Annotated in this window: 27 protein-coding genes; 17 read left to right on the top strand and 10 right to left on the bottom strand. The window is 57.2% G+C overall.

All coding sequences use genetic code 11. From position 1 onward, the window contains the following. Positions 1 to 285: 285 nt before the first annotated feature. Positions 286 to 486: a hypothetical protein gene (locus ACHZBS_RS13440; protein WP_319407024.1), complete on the bottom strand. Its 201-nt coding sequence runs from the start codon at positions 484 to 486 to the stop codon at positions 286 to 288. A 197-nt stretch (positions 487 to 683) separates the two neighbouring features. On the opposite strand from ACHZBS_RS13440, the gene ACHZBS_RS13445 reads away from it, so the two are divergent. Then, positions 684 to 1,673 carry a class I SAM-dependent methyltransferase gene (locus ACHZBS_RS13445; protein WP_319407025.1) on the top strand — a complete coding sequence of 330 codons (990 nt, stop codon included), beginning with the start codon at positions 684 to 686 and terminating at the stop codon, positions 1,671 to 1,673. A 139-nt stretch (positions 1,674 to 1,812) separates the two neighbouring features. Here the strand turns inward: ACHZBS_RS13445 and ACHZBS_RS13450 are convergent, their stop codons facing one another. Together ACHZBS_RS13450 and ACHZBS_RS13455 are read right to left on the bottom strand one after the other, a co-directional pair. Then, positions 1,813 to 3,111, bottom strand: coding sequence for an MFS transporter (locus ACHZBS_RS13450; RefSeq protein WP_319407026.1), 1,299 nt, complete (start codon positions 3,109 to 3,111; stop codon positions 1,813 to 1,815). Continuing rightward, on the bottom strand, positions 3,104 to 4,186 hold the full coding sequence (locus ACHZBS_RS13455; protein WP_319407027.1) for a uroporphyrinogen decarboxylase family protein: 1,083 nt from the start codon (positions 4,184 to 4,186) through the stop codon (positions 3,104 to 3,106). Before ACHZBS_RS13455 ends, ACHZBS_RS13450 begins: the two co-directional genes overlap by 8 nt. A 516-nt stretch (positions 4,187 to 4,702) precedes the next feature. Here ACHZBS_RS13455 and ACHZBS_RS13460 point away from each other — a divergent pair. The 5 genes from ACHZBS_RS13460 (at position 4,703) to ACHZBS_RS13480 (ending at position 9,599) form a co-directional block, all read left to right on the top strand. After that, positions 4,703 to 5,728, top strand: a complete 1,026-nt coding sequence (locus tag ACHZBS_RS13460; RefSeq protein WP_319407028.1) for a radical SAM protein — start codon at positions 4,703 to 4,705, stop codon at positions 5,726 to 5,728. 2 nt (positions 5,729 to 5,730) lie between these two features. After that, positions 5,731 to 6,684: an ABC transporter substrate-binding protein gene (locus ACHZBS_RS13465; RefSeq protein WP_319407029.1), complete on the top strand. Its 954-nt coding sequence runs from the start codon at positions 5,731 to 5,733 to the stop codon at positions 6,682 to 6,684. Next, on the top strand, positions 6,681 to 7,484 hold the full coding sequence (locus tag ACHZBS_RS13470; protein WP_319407030.1) for an ABC transporter permease: 804 nt from the start codon (positions 6,681 to 6,683) through the stop codon (positions 7,482 to 7,484). Before ACHZBS_RS13465 ends, ACHZBS_RS13470 begins: the two co-directional genes overlap by 4 nt. Continuing rightward, the gene (locus tag ACHZBS_RS13475; protein WP_319407031.1) at positions 7,481 to 8,275 is read left to right on the top strand and encodes an ABC transporter ATP-binding protein; all 795 of its coding nucleotides are present in this window, start codon (positions 7,481 to 7,483) and stop codon (positions 8,273 to 8,275) included. The genes ACHZBS_RS13470 and ACHZBS_RS13475 overlap by 4 nt, the downstream gene beginning before the upstream one ends. Before the next feature lie 217 nt (positions 8,276 to 8,492). Beyond that, positions 8,493 to 9,599, top strand: a complete 1,107-nt coding sequence (locus ACHZBS_RS13480; RefSeq protein WP_319407032.1) for a hypothetical protein — start codon at positions 8,493 to 8,495, stop codon at positions 9,597 to 9,599. Here the strand turns inward: ACHZBS_RS13480 and ACHZBS_RS13485 are convergent. Genes ACHZBS_RS13485 through ACHZBS_RS13505 form a run of 5 tightly spaced genes read right to left on the bottom strand, consistent with a single transcriptional unit; the run spans position 9,501 to position 13,298 of the window. Further along, positions 9,501 to 9,821 carry a rhodanese-like domain-containing protein gene (locus ACHZBS_RS13485; protein WP_319407033.1) on the bottom strand — a complete coding sequence of 107 codons (321 nt, stop codon included), beginning with the start codon at positions 9,819 to 9,821 and terminating at the stop codon, positions 9,501 to 9,503. The two genes, ACHZBS_RS13480 and ACHZBS_RS13485, sit on opposite strands and share 99 nt — an antisense overlap. Before the next feature lie 26 nt (positions 9,822 to 9,847). After that, positions 9,848 to 11,164, bottom strand: coding sequence for a chromate efflux transporter (gene chrA, locus ACHZBS_RS13490; RefSeq protein ID WP_319407034.1), 1,317 nt, complete (start codon positions 11,162 to 11,164; stop codon positions 9,848 to 9,850). A gap of 42 nt (positions 11,165 to 11,206) precedes the next feature. Then, a complete protein-coding gene (locus tag ACHZBS_RS13495; protein ID WP_319407035.1) occupies positions 11,207 to 11,815 on the bottom strand; it encodes a hypothetical protein in 609 nt (202 codons plus the stop codon). Then, on the bottom strand, positions 11,802 to 12,266 hold the full coding sequence (locus tag ACHZBS_RS13500) for a chromate resistance protein ChrB domain-containing protein (RefSeq protein ID WP_319407036.1): 465 nt from the start codon (positions 12,264 to 12,266) through the stop codon (positions 11,802 to 11,804). Before ACHZBS_RS13500 ends, ACHZBS_RS13495 begins: the two co-directional genes overlap by 14 nt. 48 nt (positions 12,267 to 12,314) lie before the next feature. Beyond that, positions 12,315 to 13,298: a chromate resistance protein ChrB domain-containing protein gene (locus tag ACHZBS_RS13505; protein ID WP_319407037.1), complete on the bottom strand. Its 984-nt coding sequence runs from the start codon at positions 13,296 to 13,298 to the stop codon at positions 12,315 to 12,317. 205 nt (positions 13,299 to 13,503) lie between these two features. Here ACHZBS_RS13505 and ACHZBS_RS13510 point away from each other — a divergent pair, with 205 nt between their 5' ends. The 11 genes from ACHZBS_RS13510 (at position 13,504) to hgcB (ending at position 25,982) form a co-directional block, all read left to right on the top strand. Then, positions 13,504 to 14,151, top strand: a complete 648-nt coding sequence (locus ACHZBS_RS13510) for a TetR/AcrR family transcriptional regulator (protein ID WP_319407038.1) — start codon at positions 13,504 to 13,506, stop codon at positions 14,149 to 14,151. A gap of 160 nt (positions 14,152 to 14,311) precedes the next feature. Then, a complete protein-coding gene (locus ACHZBS_RS13515) occupies positions 14,312 to 15,466 on the top strand; it encodes an acyl-CoA dehydrogenase family protein (RefSeq protein ID WP_319407039.1) in 1,155 nt (384 codons plus the stop codon). 371 nt (positions 15,467 to 15,837) lie between these two features. Next, positions 15,838 to 19,125 (top strand): fused isobutyryl-CoA mutase/GTPase IcmF, encoded by a 3,288-nt coding sequence (gene icmF / locus ACHZBS_RS13520; protein WP_319407040.1) that lies wholly within the window; start codon positions 15,838 to 15,840, stop codon positions 19,123 to 19,125. Positions 19,126 to 19,247: 122 nt separating this feature from the next. Continuing rightward, on the top strand, positions 19,248 to 20,423 hold the full coding sequence (locus ACHZBS_RS13525; RefSeq protein ID WP_319407041.1) for an acetyl-CoA C-acetyltransferase: 1,176 nt from the start codon (positions 19,248 to 19,250) through the stop codon (positions 20,421 to 20,423). A gap of 149 nt (positions 20,424 to 20,572) precedes the next feature. Next, positions 20,573 to 21,421 (top strand): 3-hydroxybutyryl-CoA dehydrogenase, encoded by an 849-nt coding sequence (locus tag ACHZBS_RS13530; protein WP_319407042.1) that lies wholly within the window; start codon positions 20,573 to 20,575, stop codon positions 21,419 to 21,421. 141 nt (positions 21,422 to 21,562) lie between these two features. Next, complete coding sequence (locus ACHZBS_RS13535; RefSeq protein ID WP_319407043.1) at positions 21,563 to 22,114, top strand: cupin domain-containing protein; 552 nt, start codon at positions 21,563 to 21,565, stop codon at positions 22,112 to 22,114. Positions 22,115 to 22,256: 142 nt separating this feature from the next. Beyond that, positions 22,257 to 23,411: an acyl-CoA dehydrogenase family protein gene (locus ACHZBS_RS13540; protein ID WP_319409085.1), complete on the top strand. Its 1,155-nt coding sequence runs from the start codon at positions 22,257 to 22,259 to the stop codon at positions 23,409 to 23,411. A gap of 74 nt (positions 23,412 to 23,485) precedes the next feature. Further along, a complete protein-coding gene (locus ACHZBS_RS13545; protein WP_319407044.1) occupies positions 23,486 to 23,989 on the top strand; it encodes an amino acid-binding protein in 504 nt (167 codons plus the stop codon). 134 nt (positions 23,990 to 24,123) lie between these two features. Further along, positions 24,124 to 24,336, top strand: a complete 213-nt coding sequence (locus ACHZBS_RS13550; RefSeq protein ID WP_319407045.1) for a hypothetical protein — start codon at positions 24,124 to 24,126, stop codon at positions 24,334 to 24,336. 73 nt (positions 24,337 to 24,409) lie between these two features. Next, positions 24,410 to 25,621, top strand: coding sequence for a mercury methylation corrinoid protein HgcA (gene hgcA, locus ACHZBS_RS13555; protein WP_319407046.1), 1,212 nt, complete (start codon positions 24,410 to 24,412; stop codon positions 25,619 to 25,621). 67 nt (positions 25,622 to 25,688) lie between these two features. Beyond that, positions 25,689 to 25,982 carry a mercury methylation ferredoxin HgcB gene (hgcB, locus tag ACHZBS_RS13560; RefSeq protein WP_319407047.1) on the top strand — a complete coding sequence of 98 codons (294 nt, stop codon included), beginning with the start codon at positions 25,689 to 25,691 and terminating at the stop codon, positions 25,980 to 25,982. On the opposite strand, the gene ACHZBS_RS13565 is transcribed toward hgcB, so the two are convergent. Continuing rightward, entirely contained in the window at positions 25,979 to 26,182 is a 204-nt protein-coding gene (locus ACHZBS_RS13565; RefSeq protein WP_319407048.1) for a DUF6485 family protein, read from the bottom strand. The two genes, hgcB and ACHZBS_RS13565, sit on opposite strands and share 4 nt — an antisense overlap. 1 nt (position 26,183) lies before the next feature. Continuing rightward, entirely contained in the window at positions 26,184 to 26,762 is a 579-nt protein-coding gene (locus ACHZBS_RS13570) for an HD domain-containing protein (RefSeq protein ID WP_319407049.1), read from the bottom strand. Between the last annotated feature and the right edge of the window lie 79 nt (positions 26,763 to 26,841).

Here is a 26,841-nt window from a genome sequence, read left to right on the forward strand (position 1 = left end):
TGACGATAGCAAACCCCATGACCGATCGTCAATTCGTATTTTTTCTCCGCTGAGAGTCAAGATAGAACCGGAACCAATTGCATGGGCTTCCCGTGTGGCTGCCAGTCGTTATTTTCCAACCATTAGGAAATTCTTTTTTTGCGGTATGCACAGGCGGTCAATCCTGATTATTTTCTTTGCCTGCCTGCCTGCCTGCCTGCCTGCCTGCCTGCCTGCCTGTCAGATGCCGGCAACACCATGGATTTCATAACGGTTTCAAAATGGACCCGGTTTTTTTCAGTTAGTTTATTCGTCGAAACCGGCATCGGATCCGCCTGCCTTGTAAGAGCGTATCTGCTGAATCAGGGTTTCGTATTCATCTTCCAGAGCCAACAGGTCCATCATCACCGGCGGCTTGACCGAGTGGGCGGGAAGGCGCGCCTCGGTCTCATTGATGGCCGCTTCCAGTTCCTTCAGCCGGGCTTCCATTTGGGTCAGCGATTTCATGGTGTTTCCTCAACGTGATCAATATTGACACGAATATCAATATCCGATTCCTGCCGCCATGGCAAGGTCCGCAGGGGTGCAGTGAAAGGGGGGCACCGCGTATACCATGAGGAGGGAGGAGCACCGGCATCGCTGCCATTGCCGATTGACATTTCCGGCAGATCGGCCATACTGCCGAGCAAACCCATTTAATACCCATGAAAAAGATGGAACGTGACTCCATGAACGATGTCGATATTCCCAGACACTTCCAAAAACAGGGAGAGATGCTCGCCAACCGGGTAAAAAAACGATATAAGCACCTGCGCCATCGCTTCAATCGAGAGAATATCGAGGTCTTCCGGCTCTATGACTGGGACATCCCTGAGATCCGCGCCGTGGTGGACTGGTACGGTGGCCATCTGGTGATCGGCGAGTACATGCGACGCCAGTCGGAACCCGAATGGCTGGCCCTGATGGGCCAGGCCGTGGCCAAAGCCCTGGACGTGCCAGCGGACAAGGTCCACCTGAAACAGCGCTGGGCCGGCAAGCAGGATGGCAAGCGCTACGAACGCATCGACCAGACCGATAAAAAAATCGTCCTCTCCGAACGGGATTTAAGATTCCTGGTCAACCCCTACGATTATGTGGATACGGGCCTGTTTGCCGACCATCGGGATACCCGGCAGATGGTCCGGGGGCTGGCGGCCGGAAAAGATTTTCTCAACCTGTACTGCTACACGGCCTCTTTTTCCTGTTACGTCGCCAAAGGCGGGGCCCGCTCCACCGTTTCCGTGGACCGCTCGGAAAACGTGATCCAATGGGCCAGGGAGAACATGGTTCTCAACGGCATCGATCCGGCGGCCAACCGGCTGGTCCAGGCCCACACTTTCGATTTCCTGAAAAAGGCCGCCAGAGAAAAACAGCGCTTCGATCTGGCCGTGGTCGATCCGCCCTCCTTTTCCACCACCAAGACCCGCAACGTGGCCTTCGACATCACCAGGGACCATCCCCGGCTTCTGGCAGCGGTGATTGAACTGCTTCGACCGGGTGCCACGCTGTTTTTCTCCACCAACCATCAGAATTTCGATCCCTGTATGGACAGGCTCAAGGCGGCCGAAGTGACGGAGATTACGGCCAGCACCATTCCCGAAGATTACGTGAACAAGCGCAAAACCATCCATCGCTGCTGGCGCATCACCACCTAGCGGATCAATCATCAGGCCGGCCAATGAACCCCACGCCTTGAAGGCGGTCACCTCATTCAAGATGGTGCTGACCATGATCCGGCCTTAATCCGGTCCCCGCGAGCGGCGGGAATGATTTGCCCGGATTCGACTCCTTGCATCAGGCGGTTGATGAAAAAAGGCTCTGGATTTCTTCGGCGCGCTGACTGTCCCTTGCATGAAAAAATGAACCGATAAAGAAAAGAATCCCCGCCAGCAGGGCCGCCAGGGGCAGGAACGCCATGGCGGTCGCCAGACCGAACCGGTCGGAAAGGGCCCCGATGACAGGCGGGCCCAGTGCGCTGCCCAGAATGTGCTGAACGATGACGCACAGGCTCAGCGACACGGCCCGCAGGCCCGGATGAACCACGTCCTGGGTCACCGCCGCGGCGGCGGGTACGAAAGCTACCGCGCTGATCCCGGCACCCATCAGCAGAGCATACTGGACCGGTCCGGCGAAGCAATTAAAGGCCGCCAGCAGGATCACGGCGGTGGTCGTCGAAGAGATGGCGGGAAACAAAAGCCTGGCGTTTTGCCGGCGTTTCATCCAGCGGTCCGTCAGATATCCTCCCAGCGGCGCCCCGACGATGGCCAGCATCATCACCACGCCCCCCTTGGCGGCGGCCCGGCTCATGGAGAGGTCCTCCATCCGCTGAAAATAGCTGGGCAGCCAGGTCATCAGGGCCGTGGTCACGAAGGTATTGGCGGCAAAGGCCAGATTGTTGAATACCAAGGTCCGGTTCTTCAAGAAGTGCCCGGCGATATCACCCCACCTCATCCGGATGCTTGCATGCCCCGGGCTGCCTCCTGGCTTCACCAGGGCAATCGTGCGGTAGTCGCGAACAAAAAAGAACAGCACGGCCACGATGACGCCGGGTAAAGCCACGATGCCGAATGCGTGGCGCCAGCCAACATGCTCGGCGATAATGCCGCCGAGTATGATTCCCATGGCACTGCCCAAGGGGATGGAGGCATTCCAGACGCCCAGGACCCGTGCCCGCATTGCTTTGGGAAACATGGCGGCAATCAAGGCGGTCCCGCCGGGGGCGTATCCCGCCTCTCCCAGCCCGATGGCGGTTCTGGCGCTAAAGAGCTGCGTGAAATTCTGCGTAAAGGCGCAGGCCAATGTCGCCGCGCTCCACAAAAGGGCCATCAGGCCGATGCTTTTCTTGCGGCTCCAGCGGTCGATAAGCACCGATACGGGAAGGGTGAAGATGAGGATGGACCAGTAAACGGCGGAAACCAGCAGGCCGCACTGGGTGTCCGAAATGCCCCAGTCTTGTTTCAAAAAGGGGAACAGGGAGACGACCACCAGCCGGTCGATGTAATCGAACATGTAGAGCAAAAACAGCAGTGAGAAGACAACGCGTGGAGAAGATAACCGGGCGCCTATACCGGGATCGACTGAGTTGTTATTCATAACGGCCGTATGTTTTCGCCGCCTGGAACATGGCGATGCAATTTTCGGGATTCACGCCGGGATGCAGGGAATTGGACGAGCATAGGATGTATCCGCCCCCCGCCGCCGCTGCATCGATGGCCTGCCGGACCGCCGCATCCACCTCGGCCGGCGTCCCTTCAGGAAGCAGGTGCATGCAATCAATGTTGCCCAGCAGGCAGATTCTGTCTCCGCAGGCATCTTTGACTTTCCCCAGGTCCATGCCGGCCTGGGGTTCCAGAGGATTGAGGCCGTCGTAACCCGAAGCGATGAGGGTGTCCAGGATGGGCCACAGGTTGCCGTCGCTGTGGCGGACGACCCTTACCCCCAGGGCGTGGGCCCGGTCAACCAGCCTGCGGTTGTATGGATTGACGTAACGCCTGAAATGCGCGGGCGAGATCAGCAGGGCCTTGGTGTTGGCGATGTCGTCTTCCACCACCAGGACATCCAGCCCGGCATCGGCCAGCATGTCCAGCTGCTTGAGGTTGTACCGGGTGACCATCTCCGCCACCCGCTCGACCAGCAGCGGATCCTGGTAGAGCTTGATCATGTAGTTTTCCATGCCCATGAGCCGCCAGCTCCTTACAAACACCCCCCGCATCAGCCAGAACAGCGCCGCGTTGCCTTTGAACCGGTCTCTGGCCAGATCCAGCAGCAGCAGGTGGGCGCGGTCGGGTTCCGGTGCCGCGTAGCGATCCAGGTCGGCGGCGTCCTTTACCGGATGGCCCTTGGCCACCGGCAGTCCGTGGGGGCTGCGCCGGTAGGTGATACCCCAGTCGTCCATGACATGTTTGTCATCCAGTTCGCTTTCGTGACCGATCTCAAACGTCGTGATGCCGTCCACACCGAAGGCTTCGTGGATCAGGAACAGGGTGTCCACCAGCTTCATCTTTTCCCCATCGGTCATTTCATGAAACTGCCGGGGTGCCGGCAGGCCGTCGGTGAGGTGCCGGCCGATGCCGATGATGGGTGCCTCATTGATGCCGTGAATATAAAGCGGCACCCGGTCGGGCTGCTGGATGGCCAGCGCCTTGAGAATTCGCTCTTTTCCATTCATATGGCCGCTGTCCTAATTAAAATTGCCCTTTCAGAGTCATACCGATAAACGGGGCCGTATCCTAGTCGGTGCCGCCCTGTTCATTGCCGTTTTCATCCTTTTCTGGTGAAAAATGACAGCGGGTGGCAAAACCTGAGATATTTCTCTCTACACCGATACCTTGACGTTCGTCGAGGACTTTCAAATAAACCAAAACGCGGCGTTGGGCCGCAAGATGATTTTGATGGATGGGCTCGAGCTAAAAAGGGTATGGAATTTTCCGCGCAAAGCGCATTCGAACCGCCTGCCTGCCACCTGTACCGTTGGCCGGTTAAGTTCACCCGATAGCGCGCAACAAGAGATCAAGCGCGGATGGCCCGCAAAACGAATGCGGCCAGCAGGGAGGGGCAACATGCTGAATACGTACTATTTGAAGCTAGACTGAAAAATGGGCATTCATCAATATGAATTGACATTTTGTGATCGTTTGGCGAATTTGTAGAACATCTAACCCCGCAGTGATTGAAACGGAAGAAAATGAACTCGAAAATTGATAGACGAATTACTGAAATCCTGAATAAAGCCGAGGATAGGGTGCCTGTCAGCCGGGAAGAAGCAATGACCCTGATGGGGGTGCAATTGCACACGCGGGCGTGCTACGCCATCATGGAGGCGGCCAACCGGTTGTCTCGTGCCCAGTTCGGCAATAAAGGCGAGAACCATTACCACATCGGGCTGAATGTCGAGCCGTGTCCGATGGACTGCCTTTTCTGCAGCCTTACGCGCAAGGCCGGAATTTTCAAAGAGAAGATCGAATTTCCCTTGGATCAGGTTGTCGCCTGGGCCAAGCAGGCGGAACAGCATGGTGCCGACGGCCTGAACCTGATGACCACAGGAACCTATCCGTTCGCACGGCTGCTGGAAGTCGGCCGTTTGCTCAAAACGGAGACCGCGGTCCCCCTTGTGGCCAACACCAGGGATATCAATCACCGCGAAGGAGAAGCGCTGCTCGAGGCCGGTTTCGTGGGGGCCTACCACGCGGTCCGTCTGGGTGAGGGCCGCGATACGCCCTTTGACCGTGAAAAACGCATTCGGACCATACAGGTGTTCCGTGACGTCGGATTGCTCTGGATGAACTGCGTCGAGCCGGTTGGACCGGAGCACGCGGACGATGAGATTGTGGATTTGATGCTGCTGGCCCGCGATTTTGGTGCGGTTTACAGCGGAGTCATGCGGCGAATCAATTTTCCAGGATCGCCCATGGAACGATTCGGCATGATCAGCGAGCTTGAAATGGCCCGTCTGGTCGCCATCAGCCGTCTGGTCATGGGTGATGTGCCCAAGGCCCACTGCACCCATGAACCCCATACGGCTTCCCTTATGGCCGGCGCCAACCTGTTTTTCCCCGAGGTGGGCTCCAGTCCCCGGGACGGCCATGCCGATACCGAAAAGGGCCGGGGCACCGGCATAGAGACCTGCCAGCACATGCAGCGGGAAATGGAATGGGAACCATCGCTGCCGTCAAACTGCTTTGGTGATTCTGCGCCAAGGAAAACGGAGTAAGCATGTTTTCAAAACAAAGCTGGATTCTTACGATTATGGTCTTTCTCATGTCGCTGCTGCCCTTGTCGGCTTCGGCTGTCGATCCGCTTCGTATCGGCACATGGAAAACACCGCAGACCATCCAACCGTTTTTCTATGACCGTTTTCTGCCTCCATCGATAAAGAGCCAAATCCTGCCGTTTACCAATCCGGCCGATCAGAAGACGGCGCTTCTGGCCGGCAGCCTCGACATGTGCGGAACGACGCTGGCGCATGCCATTTATTCCGCGTCCGTTGATCAGCCGGTGGTCGTCGTGGCGGCGCTGTGCAACAAATGCTCAGCTCTGGTGGTTAAAAAAGACGGACCGATTCATTCCGAGAAGGATCTCGCCGGCAAGACCATCGGCTATGTTCCGGGGACCATGCATGAAATCCTGCTGCGGGAAACGCTGACCCGGAACCATCTTTCACCGGCAACCGATGTGACCTTGATTCGGGTTGACTTTTTCGATATGGGGACGGCCCTTGCCGGGGGCAGCATCGATGCCTTTCTTTCCGGAGAACCGTTTCCTACCTTGGCTGCCAAACAGGGATACGGTCGAATCCTTGCCTACCCTTACTTCCCGGATTCGATCGGGACGATCAACGCCGGGATGCTGGTCCGGCGATCCAGCATTGAAAACGAACCGCAAAAGGTGTTCCAGTTGGTTCTGGCCCACGCCCGGGCCACCCGATTTTTGGAGACCCACCATGATACGTGGCTGGGCAGGGCATCCGGTTTCGGGACCCCGATGGCGGTGTTGACGGCCGCTGAACCCAATATGGAACTCGCCTGGGAGATGGACGACGCTTTTGTGCAGCGTGCCAGGGCTTTGGGGGATCGTATGCAGGCCCTGGGCATCATCCACCGTCAACCGGATTACGATCGGCTGTTTGACCTGTCATTTGTCAAACGGGCCAAGGAAAACCTTCCATGAAGCGCAGCGTTTCCCATACCGGCTTCCCGGCTCAGCTGCTTCCCTGGCTGCTGCCAGCCATCCTGCTTCTGTTATGGATTGCCGCCTGCGAAACGGGAAGGGTGCCCGCGTATCTGCTGCCCCACCCCAGGGAGATTTTCGCCACTGCAACGGCGTACATCTTCGGTGCTGCCGGCCAGGAAACCTATGCGGGTCGCTTCTGGGGCGACCTCATCGCCAGCAGCGTGCGGGTCATGTGGGGTTTCGGCCTGGCGGCAGTGGCGGGCATCCCCCTTGGCATCCTTTCCGGCAGAATCGTCTCCGTCAACCGGTTGCTATCCATGACCGTCAATGCCCTGCGCGCCGTTCCCGGGATCAGCTGGCTGCCACTGGCGATGGTCTGGTTCGGCATCGGTCTGAAAACCACCGTTTTTTTAGTGGCCCTGGCTGCCTTTTTCCCCATTTACCTCAACGCCGAGGCCGGTGCCCGTCAGGTCAACCCGATCCTGCTGCAGGCCGGGGCAATGATGGGCGTTCATCGCCTGCGGGGGACGTTTGCGATTCTCATACCGGCGGCCATGCCGCAGATCATCACCGGACTGCGCCTGGGGATGGGCATCTCCTGGGCTTATCTGGTGCTGGGTGAGCTTACCGGCGTGCCCAACGGGTTGGGTGCCGTCATCATGGATGCACGCATGCTTGGACGCATCGACGTCATTATCGTTGGCATCCTGATGATCGCCTTGATTGGCCGGATATGTGACCTGGGCCTTAACCAACTGCTGCGGCTGAGTTTTAAAAGCGCGAGGAGACTGCCGTGACGGCGCGTTTGCACCTTGTCGATCAACGAACGGAAGCGATGCCGGTTATCCTTGAGGTTTCCGCCCTGAGCAAGCGGTTCAGCACCAACGGGATCGCTCCCGTTGGCGTTTTGCAGGATATCTGTTTTTCTGTCCGGCGGGGGGAGATGATCTGCTTCCTGGGAAGAAGCGGGTGCGGCAAGTCTACCCTGCTGAAAATCCTGGCCGGCTTTATACGGTCCAGCAGTGGTGCGGTTCAATTGAACGGCCGGCCGGTCGGGCGGCCCGGTCCGGATCGGTGCGTGGTGTTTCAGGAAGACGCACTGTTCCCCTGGCTGACAGTCAAAGAGAACATCGCCTTCGGATTGAAAGGCCGTAAGCTGAGCCGCAGAGTGCGGGACCGGGAAGTGGATCGGTTTATCGGCCTGGTCGGCCTGGATGGCTTTGCCGACTATTTGCCCCAGGCGATCTCCGGCGGGATGAAGCAGCGCGTCTCCCTGGCCCGTGTGCTGATTCTGCAACCGGAAGTCCTGCTTATGGATGAACCGTTTGCGGCACTGGATGCACAAACGCGCGAGGAGATGCAGAATTTGCTGCTGGATCTGTGGAAGAAGTTTTCGTACACTGTTTTATTTGTGACCCACGACGTCAATGAAGCCGTATTGCTGGCCGACCGGATCATTCTCATGGACAAGAATCCCGGCCGCATCCGCGAAGATATTTCTATCGACCTGCCCCGGCCGAGGCACAAGGGCTCAGAGCGCTATTTCGAGCGCTGCCGGGCGATGATGACCAAAGTCAACCAGGTTTGATCGCACCAGGTCAGCTTGCTGCAGGAGCATCACGCGTTCGGAAAAACCATGGCGACCGGGTGTCTGTTGCATCTCAAATTGACCGCGGAACGAACCCGTGTGTTTGCTTTCCGGCGTTTAGCCCGGTGGATCGGAAAATGCGCCGGCGTAACAGGAGCAGCCAGGCAAACAATTGCTTTGGGTCAATGCTGGCGTCCTGGAGCTGTGGAACAGTTAAATGAATAACAAAATGCCAGGCAACCTGCTGACGACCGCCATGGCAGTAATGCCCCATACGGATGTGAAATGTGCCCTTGAAACAGCCCTGTCCATGGACGTGCCTTTCTGGCCCCAGCTGCCCAACTTCAGCTACACCGAAGACATGTATGTGCAGGCCGCCGAACATTTCCCGGGAATTGTGCTGGACATGGAGAAGCGAACGCTAAGCTTTTCCATGAATAAGTTCGCCGAGGAGTTGGAAGAGACGCTGCTGCGTTTTGACGATCCAACCTATTTTGACGTCAGCGAGACCTATTCGGCGGTGTATCACCGTTTTCTATCGTTGGACCTGGCGGACCGGCCCGCCATCCGGGGGCAACTGGAAGGGCCCATCAGTTTCGGGTTCAATATCATCGATCAGGACGACCGGCCCATTATCTTCGACGACACCGTTCGGCCGTTCATGCTGGACTTTATGGCCAAACGGATCAATGTGCAATTGGCGCAACTTAAACGACGCAACGGCAATGCCTTCATGTTTGTGGATGAACCCGGTCTGCAATTCCTGTTTTCCGCCATGGCCGGATACAGCGACCTGAAAGCCAAGGGCGACCTGGATCAATTCTTCGCCCAGGTTGACCGGCCTCGGGGCATCCACTTGTGCGGCAACCCAGATTGGGATTTTCTGCTCAATCTTGATCTCGACGTACTTTCCTTAGACGTTTACACCAATGCGGAAATCTTCTCATCCTATGCCGCTTCGGTTCGAAAATTTTTAGACCGCGGCGGCGTGATGGTTTGGGGTATTGTGCCGACAGGGTTCGAGGCTTTTGCGCAGGAGGAGATTCCCTCACTGATCCAACGGCTCGAAAACGTCTGGAAGATCCTGTGGTCCAAGGGCGTCGACCGGGATCAGATGATCGCCCGCAGCATGCTGCCTGGTCAACCCGGACAGGGAGCGCACCGTGGAGCGCGCCTTTGCAGCCGTCAACCGGATGGCCGACCGGTTGAAGGACAAATATATACCCTAATTGATGATGGGTTGACCGCTTTCAATCCAGGCCTTGAGCCCGCCTTCCACCCACACTGCATCATGACCCTCTTTGTGCAGCCGGTTAACCACTGACTGACTGACCGAGCCGCCCTTGACGCAATACACCACGATGGGGCGGCCCGCAGGAAGGGCTTTGGACCAGGTGTCGATGCTTTCGGGATCCCACCACCGGGCGCCTTCAATTATTTGCGGCATTGCCGCGTAGTCCGCCTTGCGGCGCACATCCAGCAGTAAAGGCGCATCGCCGGCAGCGAGCAATTGATTCAATGTATTGATGTCGATGGAATTCGGCATGGATTTTTCTCCTGTTGGTCAGATGGTTAAACAACCATTTTCCAGACAACACCTGCCGCCGCTCCGATGGGCACCAGGTACTGGATGGGGAAATGAAATTTCTGCAGCAGCACCAGCGAGACCCCTGCTGCAATCAGGGCAAACCTGTCGACCCCGGCATCGGGCAGGATCACCTTGGTGCCGAACCAGACCGCCAGGTTCAGGATCACGCCCACCACGGCGGCGGTGACGCCGGTGAGTGCCGCCTGGATGCGCTGGTTGCCGGCCATGGCCTCGATGAAGGGGGCGCCGGCAAAGATGAAGAAAAAACAGGGCAGAAAGGTGACATAGGTGGTGATCAGGGCGCCGAGAATGCCGGCGGTCAAAGGGGCAAGATCCCCGGGCAGGTTCCAGGCTCCCACGAACCCCACGTACTGGGTCACCATGATCAGCGGGCCGGGGGTTGATTCGGCCAGGCCGAGGCCGATCAACATCTGCCCGGTAGTGAGCCAGCCGTTGCCCACGGCGAAATCGGTGATATAGGCCAGTACGGCATAGGCACCACCGAAGGTGACAAAGGCGGCTTTGGTGAAAAAAAAGGCGATGCGGGTCAAGGTGTCCTCAAGTCCGCGCAATCCCCACAAGCTGCCTACTACCAGCGCCCACAGTGCAAAGCAGATGCAAAACACCCGCACGACATATACGAAAGAGGGTGCGACAATCTTCCGCCCGTTAACGGTTTCATCTTCGATACGGCATTCCCGGGTCCGGGCATCAAAGACACCTTTGCAGAAGATCTGCGGCAAAACGCGATGCATGAGCAGTCCGCCTGCGGCCGCACCGGCCACAATCAGGGGAAAAGGGACTTTTAAGAAAAAAATGGCGATGAAGGCCAAGGCGGCAAAGACATAGAGTACGCGATGCATGAGCGCCTTTTTGCCGATGCGCAGCACCGCCTCGATCACCACCGCCACCACCACCGGCTGGATGCCGTAGAATGCGGCGGCCACCGCCGGTATGTCGATGTGGGCCACGGCTAGGTAGCTTAACAGCAGCATGACGAAAATCGAAGGAATCACGAAAAGCGATCCGGCCGCAATGCCGCCCCATGTGCCATGCAGCCGCCAGCCGATATAGGTTGCCAGCTGCTGGGCCTCGGGTCCGGGCAGCAGCATGCAGAAATTGAGCGCCCGCAGAAACTGGTTCTCGCCGATCCATATGCGCCGCTCCACCACTTCCTGGTGCATGATAGCAATCTGGCCGGCCGGTCCGCCGAAGCTGATAAAGCCCAGCTTGGTCCAGAATTTCAAAGCTTCCCTGAAAGAAGCCGTCCGGGAAGGTTCGGAAATCGATTGCGTTGTCATGCATTCTCCTTGGTGTCGGCCGATTTTGGATATTTATTCATTTCAGGACGCCTTCCAATCTTCAGGCACCCGGTTATCACGGTCGAAAATCGCAAATCCCACGGTGCCGACGATCCCGAAAACGAATGCGGTAACCCGGTTCGTCTGCGGGCTGATTTGCCATAAAAACGCCCCGCCCAGAGCGGCCAAGGCGACGAAAACATCCCGGATCAGATAGTAGAGCTCGAACATGCCGGCCTTGCAGCTGTCCGGGAAAAGATCGATGATCAGGGACTTGCGTGTGGGTTCGACGAATTCCTTGAGTCCGCGCAGGATAAACGCCGCGAGGGGCCATTCGAAAGAGCGGCTGAGAATAAGCACCAGGGGAAACAGGGTGAAAAAGACGAACGTGATGAGCAAAAAGGGCTTTTTGGTGCTGAGGTCGACCAGGTAGGCTATCGGGATGTACACCAGAACCGCCGTAGCCATTTCGATGGTCGTCAGCACGCCGCTTTCCATGCCCAGCATGTAAATGGGCAGAAAGCGTTCGGCCATACACTCGCCCATGGCCAGCAATACCACCATGGCCAGCACGGCGACGGTGCTGCGTTGCAGGTCCAGAAAACCGGAGATCCGGTTAGTGCCGCTATTTATGCGTTCACGAATAGCCATGCCGGGTTGCCTCTACGAATCGTTTTTCGCCACATCCAGCCGGCACCAGGCATACAGCGCATCGTAGACCTCGAACTGCCCTTCGATTCTTCTGCAGGTCATCGGGAAAGCGCAGGCTTGTAGCCCACGGCGATGGCTTTAAGACCGGCATCCAGCGGGTCGGCATCCAGACGGTTGGTGTTGGCGGCATTGATGGCCGGGCCATGCGTAACGGCGCCTTGTCAGTCAATTCGTAATTCTCGATGATGGCATCGAAGGTACACAACGCATCGCGATGATGCAGTTCGGCGCCGGGCGTCTCGAAGGGAATCGCCCCGGTTTTTTCGGCGATTTCCATCACCTTGTGCTTGGGTACGAACAGAAACTCGGCATCCGAATCGACAAACCGGGTGATCAGCCAGGGACAGGCCACGTGATCGACGTGGACATGGGAGCGGGTTATCCATTTCAATGGAATATCTCCTTTGCGTATACAGTGATAGCTTGCTGCGTCTTCGCTTCAGGATGCCAGTTTCCCCTTTTGTCTCTGGAAATAGGCATACAAGTTGTCGATGAGCTGCATTCCTTCGTCCATGCGCTGGTCATCGTCCGGCCGGGACGCCACCAGGCCGCTTAGCAAGGCGTTCAAACCATTCGTTTCGGCATGATCGTACTTGCCGTCTTTCAAGTCGATGTCGTGGATTACTTCGGCCAGGAGGACAAGTCCGCGGTGCCGGAGCCCGAAGCGCTGGACCATCACCTCAAAGGTGCATCGATCTCCCTCGTGGGTGTACTCGCCGTCGAACATGTCGAAGCGGATCTGGTCGGGTTCGGGGGTATGCGTATCTGCATCAACGAATTTGAAAACAGCCGACTTGTCTACAAAACGCCGGATCAGCCAACCGCAGGCGATGCGGTCCACAAAAAGGTTTTTACGGGTCACCCAGATCTTACCGTTGAGGCCGTCGAGCGTGTGCATGCCGGCATTTTCACTGGACGACTGCCCGGACAGGCGTGCAGCCAGGTCCTGGATTAATATTTCAGCAGTGCCCCGCTCCGGGGCCTGGAAAAAATCGATGGTGGCAACCTCCTCAAAGCGACGTTGCAGCTTCGATACTTGAGCCGCTCCTTTGACCGCCGGGTCCTGGGGATCGAGCGTTCCGGCCGACCAGTCGGTGAGCAGGGTGTTCGCCTCCTGGATGATCTTTTGATAATCCGACTTGCGGGCCGTTTGAAAAAGGGCAATGACCTGTTCGTCGGTCAGCCCTTCCACAAAGCGCACAACGCCGATGGATCCGTCTCCCCCGCCGGAAACGATTTGTTTGAGCGTCCAGCTTAAATCCTCCTGAGATTGCTCGGAAAGGGGCATGACGTATACCGACTGTTTGATGGCCACTGCCCCGACCTGCTGCAACCGCCGCCAGATTTTGACCCTTAGGGCGTTGGGTTGGGGGGGCAGCTGGTGAATCAGGAGCAACCACTTTCGACCTTCCGGAGATGTCATCCTTGCCTCCATATCAACTGTTACAAAAACAATGTATCAGCTGTTACAACTTGTCAAGTACGCCGGCTCCTTTTTCAGCTAAACACCTGCGAATATTTTGTTGACAAAGCCGACCGGCCTGATTTAAAAACACAAATATGACTGAGCGTTCGCTCGGAAATTTATCGAAAAACTCAATATTGGCTGATTTTCCAGAATGTTGAACATGGTTCATAAAAAAACCGAGAATAGGGGAATTCCCACCCAGGTTAAAAACCAGGCATTGGTCACACAACGCCGGCGGCAGATCGTGGATGCGGCGGTGAACCTGTTTATCGATAACGGATTCCACAAGACCACCACCCGCCAGATTGCCCAGGCGGCGGGCATCTCCATCGGTTCGCTCTATGAATACATTGCTACCAAAGAGGATGTGCTTTACCTGGTGTGCGATGCCATTCATGCGGAGATCGAGCGCGGGGTTGCTGAAGCGCTCAACCGGGCCAAAAATGGTAAAAATCCCCTGGCCGAAGTGATCCGCGAATACTTTATGGTCTGCCACCGTATGAACGACCATATTTTGCTGATTTATCAGGAAACCCAATCCCTGCCTGACAAATGGCGACGGGTGGTGCTGGAAAACGAAATCAGGATTACCGGCATTTTTACCGGTGTGCTGGCCCGGCTTATGGCGTCGGGGGATCTGCCCCGCATTTCCGCCCGGCAACTGGACCTGGTGGCCCATAATATTTCAGTGCTGGGACACATGTGGACCTTCCGGCGCTGGTTTCTGGCCAACCATTACGGCATCGACGAGTACATCGATTTTCAGACTCGCAGCATCCTGGGTATGTGCCGCGAAAATGCGGCTTGATGAAAAGGATTCAAGGGGTCGAGGAGTCAAGGATTCAAGGGGAAAAAAAGAGCGGCATGATACTGCGTCGCGGTAAGGGATGAATTCGAATCCTTGAGTCCTTTCAATTACGGATACAGAATGGACGGATACCATTACTTACAAATGCAGGAGGGATAGAATGGAATTTGAGCTAAACAAAACCCAGAAGGACATTCAAAAAGCGGTCAGAGACTTCGTCAAAGGCGAATTTGACAAGGAGTTGGCCCTGGAGCTGGAAAAAAAGCATGAATTTCCCCGCAAAATCTGGAAAAAGGCCTGTGACCTGGGGCTTATCGGCGTTCACTTTCCTGAAAAATATTCGGGCCAGGGGCTCGGCTCTCTGGAAGATATTCTCGTTGTCGAAGAACTGTGCCGCGGTGATTCCACCATCGGCAGCGCCATTGCCCTGGCTGCGTTCGCTTCGGAAATCATCATGCACTACGGCTCCGATGAACAGAAGGAAAAATATCTGCCTGCCGTGGCCGAAGGCGAGATGCTCTCCGCCGGGGCTTTCACCGAACCGGACCACGGCTCGGACATCACTTACATGAATACCACCGCTGTGAAGGACGGCGATGAATGGGTGATCAACGGCGGCAAGACCTTCATTACCAATGGTGGATTGGCCGGCTTTTACAATGTGCTCTGCCAGACCGATCCGGACGCCAAACCGGGATACCGCGGCCAGAGCCTGATCCTGGTGGAAGCGGACCGGCAAGGGCTCTCCACCGCCGACGTGGGCGCCAAGATGGGCATCCGCATGATGGCCACCGCCGAAGTGACCTTCAAGGATGTGCGCGTTCCCCTGAATAACCTTATCGGCGAGGAAAACAAGGGCTTTTACCATGTGCTGCACTTTTTCGATGAAAGCCGCATCCAGATTGCCGCCCAGGCGCTGGGTACCGCCCAGGGCGCCTTTGACCGCGCCCTGGCATACGTGAAGCAGCGTGAGCAGTTCGGCAAGAAAATCGCCCAGTTTCAGGTCACCCAGCACAAATTGGCTGACATGGCTACCAAGATCGAGCTGGCCCGACTGATCACCTACAAGGCCGCATGGAACTTCGACCAGGGCCGTATCGATCCCAAGCTCACCTCCATGGCCAAAATGTATGCGGCCCGCACTGCCGTGGAAGTGGCCGACGAGGCCATCCAGCTGCTGGGCGGCTACGGTTACATGACCGAATACGAGGTGGAGCGCTTCTACCGCGATGCCAAGATTACCGAAATCTACGAGGGCACCAAGGAAATCCAGAAGAACACCATCGCCAGTGCATTGATCGGCAAGCTGAAATAGCAGGTGACTCTGGCCGTCGAAGAACACAGAGACGGCTAAATGGCGGCTTGACCCATCCATGGATAAGAATGTCAAAGGCCAAATGAAAAATGTCAAATGAAGGTATCCTATCGATTCTATCGTAAGACAGGTCAACCTCCTTCATTTGACATTTGGATTTTGATATTTGGCATTCCTTCCTAAAATTCCGTCAGGCCTTGAAAGAAAAATTCAGTCTCCATCATTTGTTCGATGCTGCAACCTGAACCTATCGACCGCCACCACAGCATCTTTCCATGGATGTCCGACAGGCACCAATCGGTCTGTTCCGGACAGGGGAAAGCCACCCGCTCGGCGGTGCGTGACGATCAGGACCAGCCACAGGAGGACGCATGAACGATGACATCCAGGTGTACCGGCCCAGGAACAACGTCCGGGTCGTCACGGCAACATCTCTTTTCGACGGCCACGACGCTTCCATCAATATTTTCAGGCGCATTTTGCAGAGCACCGGGGTTGAAGTGATCCATCTGGGCCATAACCGGTCGGTGAAGGAGATCGTGGATGCCGCCATCGAAGAGGACGTCCAGGGAATCGCCATTTCAAGCTATCAGGGAGGGCATCTGGAGTTTTTTAAATACATGGTGGATCTGCTTAAAGCGGGCGGAGCCGATCACATCAAGGTGTTCGGCGGCGGTGGCGGGGTCATCGTTCCCGAAGAGATCAAGGAACTGGAAGCCTACGGTGTGGCTAAAATTTACACGCCGGAGGACGGTACTCGGATGGGACTTCAGGGGATCATCAACCACATGGTTCAACTGATGGATTACTCCCGCTCGGATGCCGCAGACCTGGATCTGTCCGGCCTGACTCCGGACAACAAACTGCTCACGGCCAACCTGATCACCGCGCTGGAGCAGGCCAAAGCCAAAGAGAACGGTCACCTGGCCAAATTCCGGCAGGAACTCAAATCCAGGATCGGCGACCACAAAATCCCGGTGATCGGCATTACCGGCACCGGCGGCGCCGGAAAGTCCTCCCTCACCGACGAGCTGGTCCTGCGGATGCTTCACGACCTGAAAGCGATCCGCATCGCCATTATCAGTGCCGACCCGTCCCGTCGAAAGACCGGCGGCGCCCTTTTGGGCGATCGCATCCGCATGAATGCCATCAACAGCCCCCGGATCTATATGCGCTCCATCGCCACGCGGCGTTCCCATACGGAGATCCCCGATGCCCTGGAAGAGGTGCTGGATGTGGTCAAGGCCGCCGGATATGATCTGATCATCGCCGAAACCGCCGGCATCGGCCAGGGAGATTCCCACATCATCGATCTGGTTGACCTGTCCATGTACGTCATGACCAGCGATTTTGGCGCCGCTTCCCAGCTGGAGAAGATCGACATGCTGGATTTTGCGGATATCGTCGTGGTCAACAAGTTTGAAAAGCGCGGCGGTGAGGATGCGGTGCGCGACGTGCGCAAGCAGGTTCAGCGCAACCGCATGATCTTCGATCGCCCCCCGGAAGACATGCCGGTGTTCGGCACGATTGCCTCCAAATTCAATGATGACGGCGTCACCGCCCTTTACCATGCCCTGCTGGACGGCATCAAAGAGAAGACTGGCGTCGCCTTCGAATCCAGCCTGCCGCGGCCGGACACCAAGCAATCCACCTCCAAGACTATCATCATCCCGCCGGAACGTACCCGCTACCTGGCGGAAATTGCCGAAACGATCCGGAACTACCACCGGGAGACCGACCGTCAGGCCGACGCCATGCGGCGGGTGTGGCACCTGGAAGAGACGGCTGCATCACTGACCAGTGAAGGCATGGAGGGAGACTCCGCTATCCTGCTGGAAAGGCTTAAGGGAGAAATCGTCAAGGCCCGTGACGCCCTGGATGACGAAACGGAAAAGCTGGTCAGGGGGTGGGAAAAGATCCGCGCCGACTATTCCGGCGACGAACTGGTATACACGGTGCGTGGCCGGGAGATCTGCGTGCCCCTTCACAGCGAATCCCTCTCCCACCAGAAAATTCCCAAGATATCCCTGCCGCGCTTCAAGGATCCCGGTGAAATCTTCACTTGGCTGAGGCGGGAGAACCTGCCCGGCTACTTTCCTTTCACCGCCGGCGTGTTCCCCATGAAGCGGATGGGCGAGGATCCCACGCGCATGTTCGCGGGGGAAGGCGACCCGGCCCGCACCAACCGAAGGTTTAAACTGTTGTCGTCCAACAGCGAGGCCAAACGCCTGTCCACCGCCTTCGACTCGGTGACCCTTTACGGCTACGACCCGGACCGCCGTCCCGACATCTACGGCAAAGTGGGCAATGCCGGGGTGAGCGTCTGCACGCTGGATGACGTCAAGGTGCTCTACGGCGGGTTTGAACTGTGCGCTCCCACCACCTCGGTCTCCATGACCATCAACGGTCCGGCGCCGATCATGCTGGCCATGTTCCTCAATACGGCCATCGACCAGCAACTGGACAAATATGCTGCTGAAAAAGGCTGCCAACCGTCTGCCCAAGAGACCAATAAGATTAAGGCTATGGTGCTGGAGAACGTACGCGGCACTGTGCAGGCGGACATCCTCAAGGAGGACCAGGGGCAGAACACCTGCATCTTCTCCATCGATTTCGCCCTGAAGATGATGGGAGACATCCAGCAGTATTTTATCGACAATAACGTGCGCAATTTTTACTCGGTCTCCATTTCCGGATACCACATCGCCGAGGCTGGGGCCAACCCCATCAGCCAGCTGGCCTTCACCCTGGCCAACGGATTCACCTACCTGGAGTATTACCTGTCCCGCGGCATGCCCCTGGACAGCTTCGCACCCAACCTCTCATTCTTCTTTTCCAACGGCATGGATCCCGAGTATACGGTCATCGGCCGGGTGGCCCGCCGCATCTGGGCCGTGGCCCTGCGGGAGAAGTACGGGGCATCGGTGCGCAGCCAGATGCTCAAGTACCACATCCAGACTTCCGGTCGGAGCCTGCACAGCCAGGACATTCAACTCAATGACATCCGTACCACCCTGCAGGCTCTGTGCGCCATTTACGACAACTGCCAGAGCCTGCATACCAACGCCTTCGACGAGGCCATTACCACTCCCACGGAAGAGTCGGTGCGTCGCGCCCTGGCTATCCAGCTGATCATCAACCGGGAGTGGGGGCTGGCCAAAAACGAGAATCCCTATCAGGGCAGCTTTATCGTAGACGACCTGACCGATCTGGTCGAAGAGGCGGTGCTCATGGAGTACGACAAGATCACCGCTCGCGGCGGGGTGCTGGGGGCCATGGAAACCGGATACCAACGCAGCAAGATCCAGGATGAGTCCATGTACTACGAGATGCTCAAACACACCGGCGAATATCCCATTGTGGGCGTCAACACCTTCAGGGACCCCCATGCCGACGGCGCCGATCTGCTCGAAGGGGCCTCCTGCATCGATCTGGCCCGGGCCACCACCGAGGAGAAGGAATCCCAGCTCAACCGGCTGAAAGACTTCCAGACCCGCAACGCCGACCAGGCCTCCGACGCCCTGGCGCGGCTTCAACAGGTGGCCCTTTCCGGTGACAACATCTTTGCCGAACTGATGGAAACGGTGAAATGCTGCAGTCTGGGTCAGATCACCGGCGCATTGTATGACGTGGGGGGGCAGTACCGGAGAAATATGTAAACGAAGGATCCAGGGGGTCGAAGGGTCAAGGGCTCAAGACGGCAGGCCTATTGCGAACCATTTTTTCACTTGAACCCTCGACCCCTTGACTCCTTGAACCCTTAATCTGTTGGAGAATTGATATGAACGAACCTGTAATTGTCAGCGCCGTACGAACCCCATTGGGCAGTTTCAACGGATCCCTGGCCGGCATGGGCGCCACAGATCTGGGTGCCATCGTGATCCAGGAAGCCATCAAACGGGCCGGCATCGAGAAAACCGAGGTGAATGAGGTTCTCATGGGCCTGGTGCTGCCCTGCGGCTACGGTCAGAATCCGGCCAAGCAGGCGGCGGTCAAGGCCGGCCTCCCCTGGGAAGTCGAGGCGATAACCGTCAACAAGGTCTGCGGTTCCGCCCTGAAAACCGTCATGCTGGCGGCCCAAGCCATTCAGGCCGGTGATGCCGAGGTGGTGGTGGCCGGCGGCATGGAGAATATGAGCATGGCCCCCTATTACCTGGAAAAGGCGCGCTTCGGCTACCGCATGGGACCGGGCCAACTCCAGGACTCCATGATCCACGACGGCCTGTGGGACATCGTCAACGATTTTCACATGGGCATGTCCAACGAGCTTTGCTCCCAGCGATACCAGGTCAGCCGGGAAGCCCAGGACCGCTATGCTGCCGAATCCTATCGCCGGGCCATAGAAGCCATCAACAGCGGTCGTTTCGATGCCGAAATCGTGCCCGTCTCCATCCCCCAGCGCAAGGGGGAACCCAAAATCTTCGCAAGGGATGAATGCGCCCGGGATACCTCCTACGACGCCCTGTCCAGAATGAAGCCGGCCTTTAAGAAAGACGGATTCGGCACGGCGGGCAATGCGTCCATCATCAGCGACGGCGCCGCGGCCGTGGTGGTCATGTCCCGGGAAAAGGCCGATGCGTTGGGGTGCACGATCATGGCTACCATCGGTGCCCAGGCCTCCTACGGCATCGACATGAAATACGTGCTGGTGGCGCCTATCTGGGCCATTCCCAAATGCCTGAAGAAGGAGGGCCTCGGCATCGATGATGTGGACCTGTTCGAGGTCAACGAGGCCTTTTCCGGATCCACTGTTTCGGTCATGAACGAACTGGGGCTGTCCGTTGAAACAACTAATGTCAACGGCGGCGCTGTGGCCCTGGGCCACCCCATCGGTGCCAGCGGCTGTCGGGTATTGGTGACCCTGCTGTACGAGATGATCCGTCGGGACAAAAAGACCGGCTTGGCTTCGCTTTGCCTGGGGGGCGGGGAGGCGGTGGCGATGGTGGTAAATAGATGATCGCCGTTAGCGATTATTGCTGATCGCTCATGGCTGATAGCTGATAGCGAGATGGATTTACCTTCGGCTCAGCCGTTTGAACTAAAGCGCTCATATTTATTTCAGGGCTAATAGCCTTAAGTATAGACATCCAAGAGAGGAGTGAGAAAATGGAAATCAACACCTTCGGCGTCATTGGCGCCGGTCAGATGGGCAACGGCATCGCCCAGGTGGCGGCCACCGCCGGTCTCAATGTCATCATGAGCGACATCAAGATTGACTATGCGGAAAAAGGTCTGGCCAACATTACCAAGATCCTTGGCAAGAACGTGGACAAAGGTAAAATCTCGGCTGACGACAAGGATGCGATCCTGGGCCGCATTAAGATCACCGCCGACCTCAAGCATATGGCCGACGCGGATTTCGTGGTGGAGGCGGCCACGGAAAACGAGACCCTCAAGTTCAAGATTTTCAAGGATCTGGACGCGATCTGCAGGCCTGGGGTGATTCTTTCCACCAATACTTCCTCCATTCCCATCGGCCGGATCGCCGCCCAGACTGGACGCCCGGACAAGGTCATCGGCATGCATTTCATGAACCCGGTGCCGGTGATGAAACTGGTAGAGGTGATCCGCGGCCTGGCCACCTCCGATGAAACCTACCAGACCACCTGGGACCTGTCGCTGCAATTCGGCAAGACCCCGGCCCTGGCCAACGACTTTCCCGGCTTCATCGCCAACCGCATCCTGCTGCCCATGATCAACGAGGCGGTATTTGCCCTGTATCACTCGGTGGGCACCCGCGAAGACATCGATACGGTCATGCGCCTGGGTATGAACCATCCCATGGGGCCGCTGGCCCTGGCGGATCTCATCGGTCTGGACACCTGCCTGGCCATCATGGAGACCCTGTACAACGGATTCAAGGACTCCAAATACCGGCCCTGCCCGCTGCTGAGAAAATACGTGGAAGCCGGCTGGCTCGGCAGAAAGACCGGCCGAGGGTTTTACGAGTATTAACAGCAGGGTTCAAGGGGCCAAGGATTCAAGGATTCGAGTGAACCCATTGGATTAAACAGCAGCATAATGAGACGCGGGTGCGCTATAAAAAAACGGCTGTATTCACTTGACCCCTCGAACCCTTTTTTACAAGGAGGTACCATGCCCCCCAGAAAAACCACCCGTCTGACCCCCGTGGGCAAGAAGATCAAGAAGGCCCGGATCGACAAGAAAATGTCCTACGACACCCTGGCCAACGAGACCGGCTTTTCCATCGAGTTTCTCAAGAAGGTGGAAGCCGGCAAGGTCACGCCGCCGGTGGGCTCCCTGCTGCAGATTTCCCGGGCCCTTGAAATCGACTCCGGGGACCTGCTCAAGGAGGATGAAGACCGCATGCAGGACCGCATCAAGGCCTACACCAAGCGGACCTCGAGCTATGCTTACACCACCCTGACGCCGGGTGCCGAGAACAAACATCTCAAGGCGTTCCGGGTGAAGATCGATGCCATGAAAACGCACGAAGGCGTCAGTTACAACCACGAGGGGGAAGAGTTCGTATATGTGCTCGACGGGTCTATCGAGGTGGTGGTCGGTGAACACGTGAACGCTCTCGGTGCCGGCGACTCCCTGCATTTCAATTCCGGCATTCAGCACCGCTTGAAAAACACCGGAGATACCGATGCCGAACTGATTGTCGTGATTTACAACCCCTAACGACCGCTTTCAACAAGGCGGCTCCGCTGGGGCTGTGGACGCAGAGTCCATGCCGCAACGGTTGGCCGGTGCATGTCGGTTTTGCCGCAACCATGCCGCTGTCGTTGCCGCCCGTCCGAACCATCAGGAAAGGGACCACACCATGTCATTCAAGCTGACCGATGAACAACTGATGATTCAGTCCATGGTTCGCGAATTCTCCCGCAAAGTGGTGGCTGAAACTGCAGCGGAGAGGGACAAGACCAAGGCGTTCCCCGCTAAAAACCTCAAGAAAATGGCCGAACTGGGGCTTTTGGGGATGATGGTCCCCTTCGACTACGAAGGGTCAGATTCGGATACAGTGGGATACGTCCTGGCCCTTTCCGAAATAGCTTACTCCTGTGCCTCAACGGCGGTGGTCATGTCGGTGCACAACTCCATTGTTTGTGAAAGCATCCTGAATTTCGGTACCGAAGAGCAGAAGCAGCATTATCTCAAAGACCTGGCCATGGGCAAGTATATCGGCGCTTTCGCGCTTACCGAACCCGAAGCCGGCTCCGATCCGGTGAGCCAGCAGACCACCGCCGTCCGGGACGGTGGCCACTACATCATCAACGGCACCAAGCGGTTCATCACCACCGGCAAAAACTGCGGTCTGGTCATCGTCACCGCCAAGACCGATCCGGATGCCCGCCACAAGGGCATCAGCACGTTCATCGTCACCAAGGACAACCCCGGACTCGTCGTGGGCAACGTGGAAGACAAGATGGGGCTGCGCGCCTCGGACACCACCGACCTGCATTTCGAGGAGTGCCGGGTGCCGGTGTCGGACCGGCTGGGAAAAGCGGGGGAAGGGTTCAAGATCGTCATGAAGGGGCTCGACGGCGGGCGCATCGGCATTGCCGCCCAGAGTCTGGGCGTGGCCCAGGCGGCCTTCGACGCGGCCGTGAAGTACGCCAAGCAGCGGGACCAGTTCGGCCAGAAAATATCTAAATTCCAGGGGCTGCGGTTTATCATCGCCGACATGGCCACCGAAATCGAAGCCGCCCGGCAGCTCACCCTTTCCGCCGCAGCCATGAAGGACCGCAAGGAACGCTTTACCATCCAGGCCTCCATGGCCAAGCTGTACGCCTCCGAGATGGTCAACCGGGTCACGGCCAGGGCCCTGCAGATGCACGGCGGATACGGGTTTACCACCGATTATCCCGTAGAACGGTTTTACCGGGATGCCCGGGTGTTCACCATCTACGAAGGCACCTCGGAAATCCAGCGGGTGGTGATCTCCAACAATATACTAAAGGACAAACGAACGCCCTGATAATATCCAGAAACGGCATCTTTCCCTTTCTGAATACAATCCGTACCTAAACAATGGCTTAAAGGAGGACCATCATGGTCAGAACGGAAATCTCCCTGTTCCTGAAAAACGAGCCCGGAGAACTGGGCCGGTTGGCTACGCTCATGGGCGAAGCCGGCATCAATATCGATGCGCTGACCATCCAGGATGCGTCGGCCTATGTACTGGAACTTTTCAAGGCTAGGGGTAAATCACTCAAACGGATCGCTTCGGCTGCCAGCTACAACTCCATGCGCAAGGATTCCGCCCAGTTTGCCCTGATTCGCCTGCTGGCCGAAGACGGCAAAACCAACGCCGCCATCGACCTGCTTTCGCAGCACGATTACACCTTCGACATCATGCCGGTCATCGCCGTCCAGTTGGACAACAAACCCGGCGAACTGGCCCGGCTATCCTCCCAATTCGGAAAAGAGGGCATCAATATCAACTATGTCTACGGTTCCGTGGCCGGCCCGGATGCCAAATGCCTGTTTGTCTTCTGCCCCGAGGACATCGATCTGGCATCCAAGATTTTTACCCAAGGAAAAACAGAAAAATAGATGAAGGTCCTGCCGGCCCGAAAACATCTGCAACCCGGCCATTGATATTTCCGCTATCGTTGTAATCTTTTGTCTGTGAAAAATCTGAATCGAATCAGATACCGCCATAAAAACAAACCTGTTGGAGGTTCGATATGAACAGACAAGATTGTGTAAGTGAAAAATGGTCGAGCCGGACTATTGGGCTGATCGTTCTGCCCCTGGCGCTGGCGCTGGGTTTTCTGGGATTTCTGATCCTTCCGGTGGTGGGGCTTTTCTTTGCGGTTCCGCTGTTTATCCTTTCATTTTTCTTTATCGCGGCGCCGGAAAGCAGGGTGTGCCGTATGATTTTGCGCAAAGAAACCTGACCAGCCGCAAAATGAGCACCGGGTGCGGCCAAGGCTGTCGGCTTTGCCGCACCACCGGTTTGCGAGGCAAACGATGGCATCATGCTGCCCGGAAGCAAAAGATTCCCGCCATTCATCCCCATATTCCTGCCAGGAATCGTCCGCCGCCGGCCTGACACCGGACTTTCCTGTGGTCAGCGGTAACGCGGCATCCTGCTGCGGCATCCAGCCGTCGGAGCCCCATGCGTCGGTTGAAAACCCCGGTTTCCGCCGGTGGGGCTTTGTGGAAGACTTTATGGAGACGCCGGCAGGTCCGGTTCCCCGGGTGCGCACCCGCCTGATCCGTGAGGATCGTCTGGGAACCGTTTCCGCTCGCCTGGGCATCGGTCGGGACAGGTACAGCATTGCTCCCGGGATTTACGGCGTGGGATCGCCGGACAAAGAATCACCGGTGATGGTTACCGCCAACTACAAACTCTCCTTCGATGCCCTGCGCTGCTCGCTTGCGGGCATCAGCGCCTGGATTCTGGTGTTGGACACCCGAAGCATCAATGTCTGGTGTGCAGCCGGAAAGGGGACTTTCTCCACCCGGGAGGTGGCCGAACGCGTCAAGGCGACAGGACTCGATAAAATCGTCACCCACCGGTGCCTGATTCTCCCCCAGCTTTCAGCCACCGGGGTCGCTGCACGCCAGGTGAAAACCCTGTGCGGGTTTGAGGTGATCTGGGGGCCGGTGCACACCAGGCATATCAACACCTTTCTGGAGAATGGAATGAAGGCCACCCCGGCTATGCGCAAGGTCACCTTTTCCTTCTGGGAGCGGGTGGAATTGATACCCGTGGAACTCAACCACTTGGGCAGACCGACGCTTTACCTGATACCGGCGCTGTTCCTGCTTTCCGGGTTGGGGCAGGGCTTCTTTTCGGTCAGCGCCGCTTTTTCCCGGGGCCTGTGGGCCACCCTGGCATACCTTCTGGCCGTGGCTGCCGGCGCCGTTCTGGCACCGGTCGTACTGCCCTGGCTGCCCGGCCGGGCCTTTGCCCTCAAGGGCGCCGGACTGGGCGCCTCCGCCGGCGCCATGATGTCGGCTGCCTTTGCCCGCCAGCTGGTCTGGTCCGAAATGCTGGCTCTGACGCTCTTCATTATGGTCGTCAGTTCTTATCTGGCTATGAATTTTACCGGGTCGACACCGTTCACTTCCCCCACCGGTGTAGAAAAGGAGATGCGCCGGGCCATCCCTGCCCAGGCAGCCGGTGCCCTTGCGGCTGTGATCTTTTGGGTGGGGGCTGGATTCATGGGGGGATAGTGCATGGCACTGACGATGCTGCAAATGATCAGCAAACAAGGAGCACGGATTCATTAAGGAGAACGCCATGGAAAAATTCAGATACCTGCCCGGCGTGTCCACGCTCAAGTACGAGGAGGATCTGTGTGTGGGCTGCGGGTCCTGCGAGATCGTTTGCCCCCACGGGGTGTTTGCCATGAACGGGAAAAAGGTGCGGCTGGTGGATAAGGATGGTTGCATGGAATGCGGCGCCTGCGCCCTGAACTGCCCCACGGCGGCCATCCGGGTCACCCCGGGGGTGGGTTGCGCAGCCTACATCATTTCCGGCTGGATCCATGGCAAGGAGAATGCCAGCTGTGGGGGGGAGGTTGGATGCTGCTAAACCCGCCCATCTTTTACCAGTTTTGCAAAATTCTCGAAGCTGCGGTCGTAGGTGCGTTCGGCATCGTTGGGGAAGACGCAGGCCGGCAGCTGGCGCATGGGCAGGTGGTATTTGAGGCACTCGCAGCAGACAGCCTTGCGCGAACAGGGTTCGTATGAACAGTTGCAGCGTTCCAGGTTCCGGTCTTTGTTGCATTCCAATTTATGCTTCTCCCTTCAGTCCGATCGCATCGGCCACGTCCCGCATGCCCATGATGGTGTCGGTGATCAGGTCGCCCAACTCCACTCCCAGCATATCAGCTCCCTTTTGAATGATGGACCGGTCCACACCGGCGGCAAATCGTTTGTCCTTCCATTTTTTTTTAACCGATTTGGCCTTCATGTCCATGACGCTTTTGGTCGGCCGAACCAGGGCGGAGGTGGCCACCAGGCCGGTCAGTTCGTCGATGGCGAAAAGGACTTTTTCCATGTTGGTTACCGGTTCCACATCACTGCAGATACCCCAACCGTGGCTGACCACGGCACGGATCAGGTCCTCAGGCCAGTTGTTTTCTTTGAGGATCGCTTCTGTTTTTTTGCAGTGCTGATCCGGGAACTGTTCGAAATCCAGGTCGTGAATCAGCCCGACGACGCCCCAGACGTCCTCGTCCTCCCCATATTTTCTGGCCATATGGCGCATCACGCCCTCGACGGCAAAGGCATGCTTGATGAGGCTTTCACTCTGGTTGTAGGTTCTGAGAAGGGCTAGGGCGTCTTCCCGGGTGGGTGTCGGACAGCTCATAATCGTCTCCAAAAAAAGGATAAGCGTTGTCGGTGAACATTGCGTGTCTTATTTTTAACAAATATATAATTTAGCACAT

Origin of the sequence: uncultured Desulfosarcina sp., from assembly GCF_963664155.2 — a bacterium.
Taxonomy (GTDB): domain Bacteria; phylum Desulfobacterota; class Desulfobacteria; order Desulfobacterales; family Desulfosarcinaceae; genus Desulfosarcina.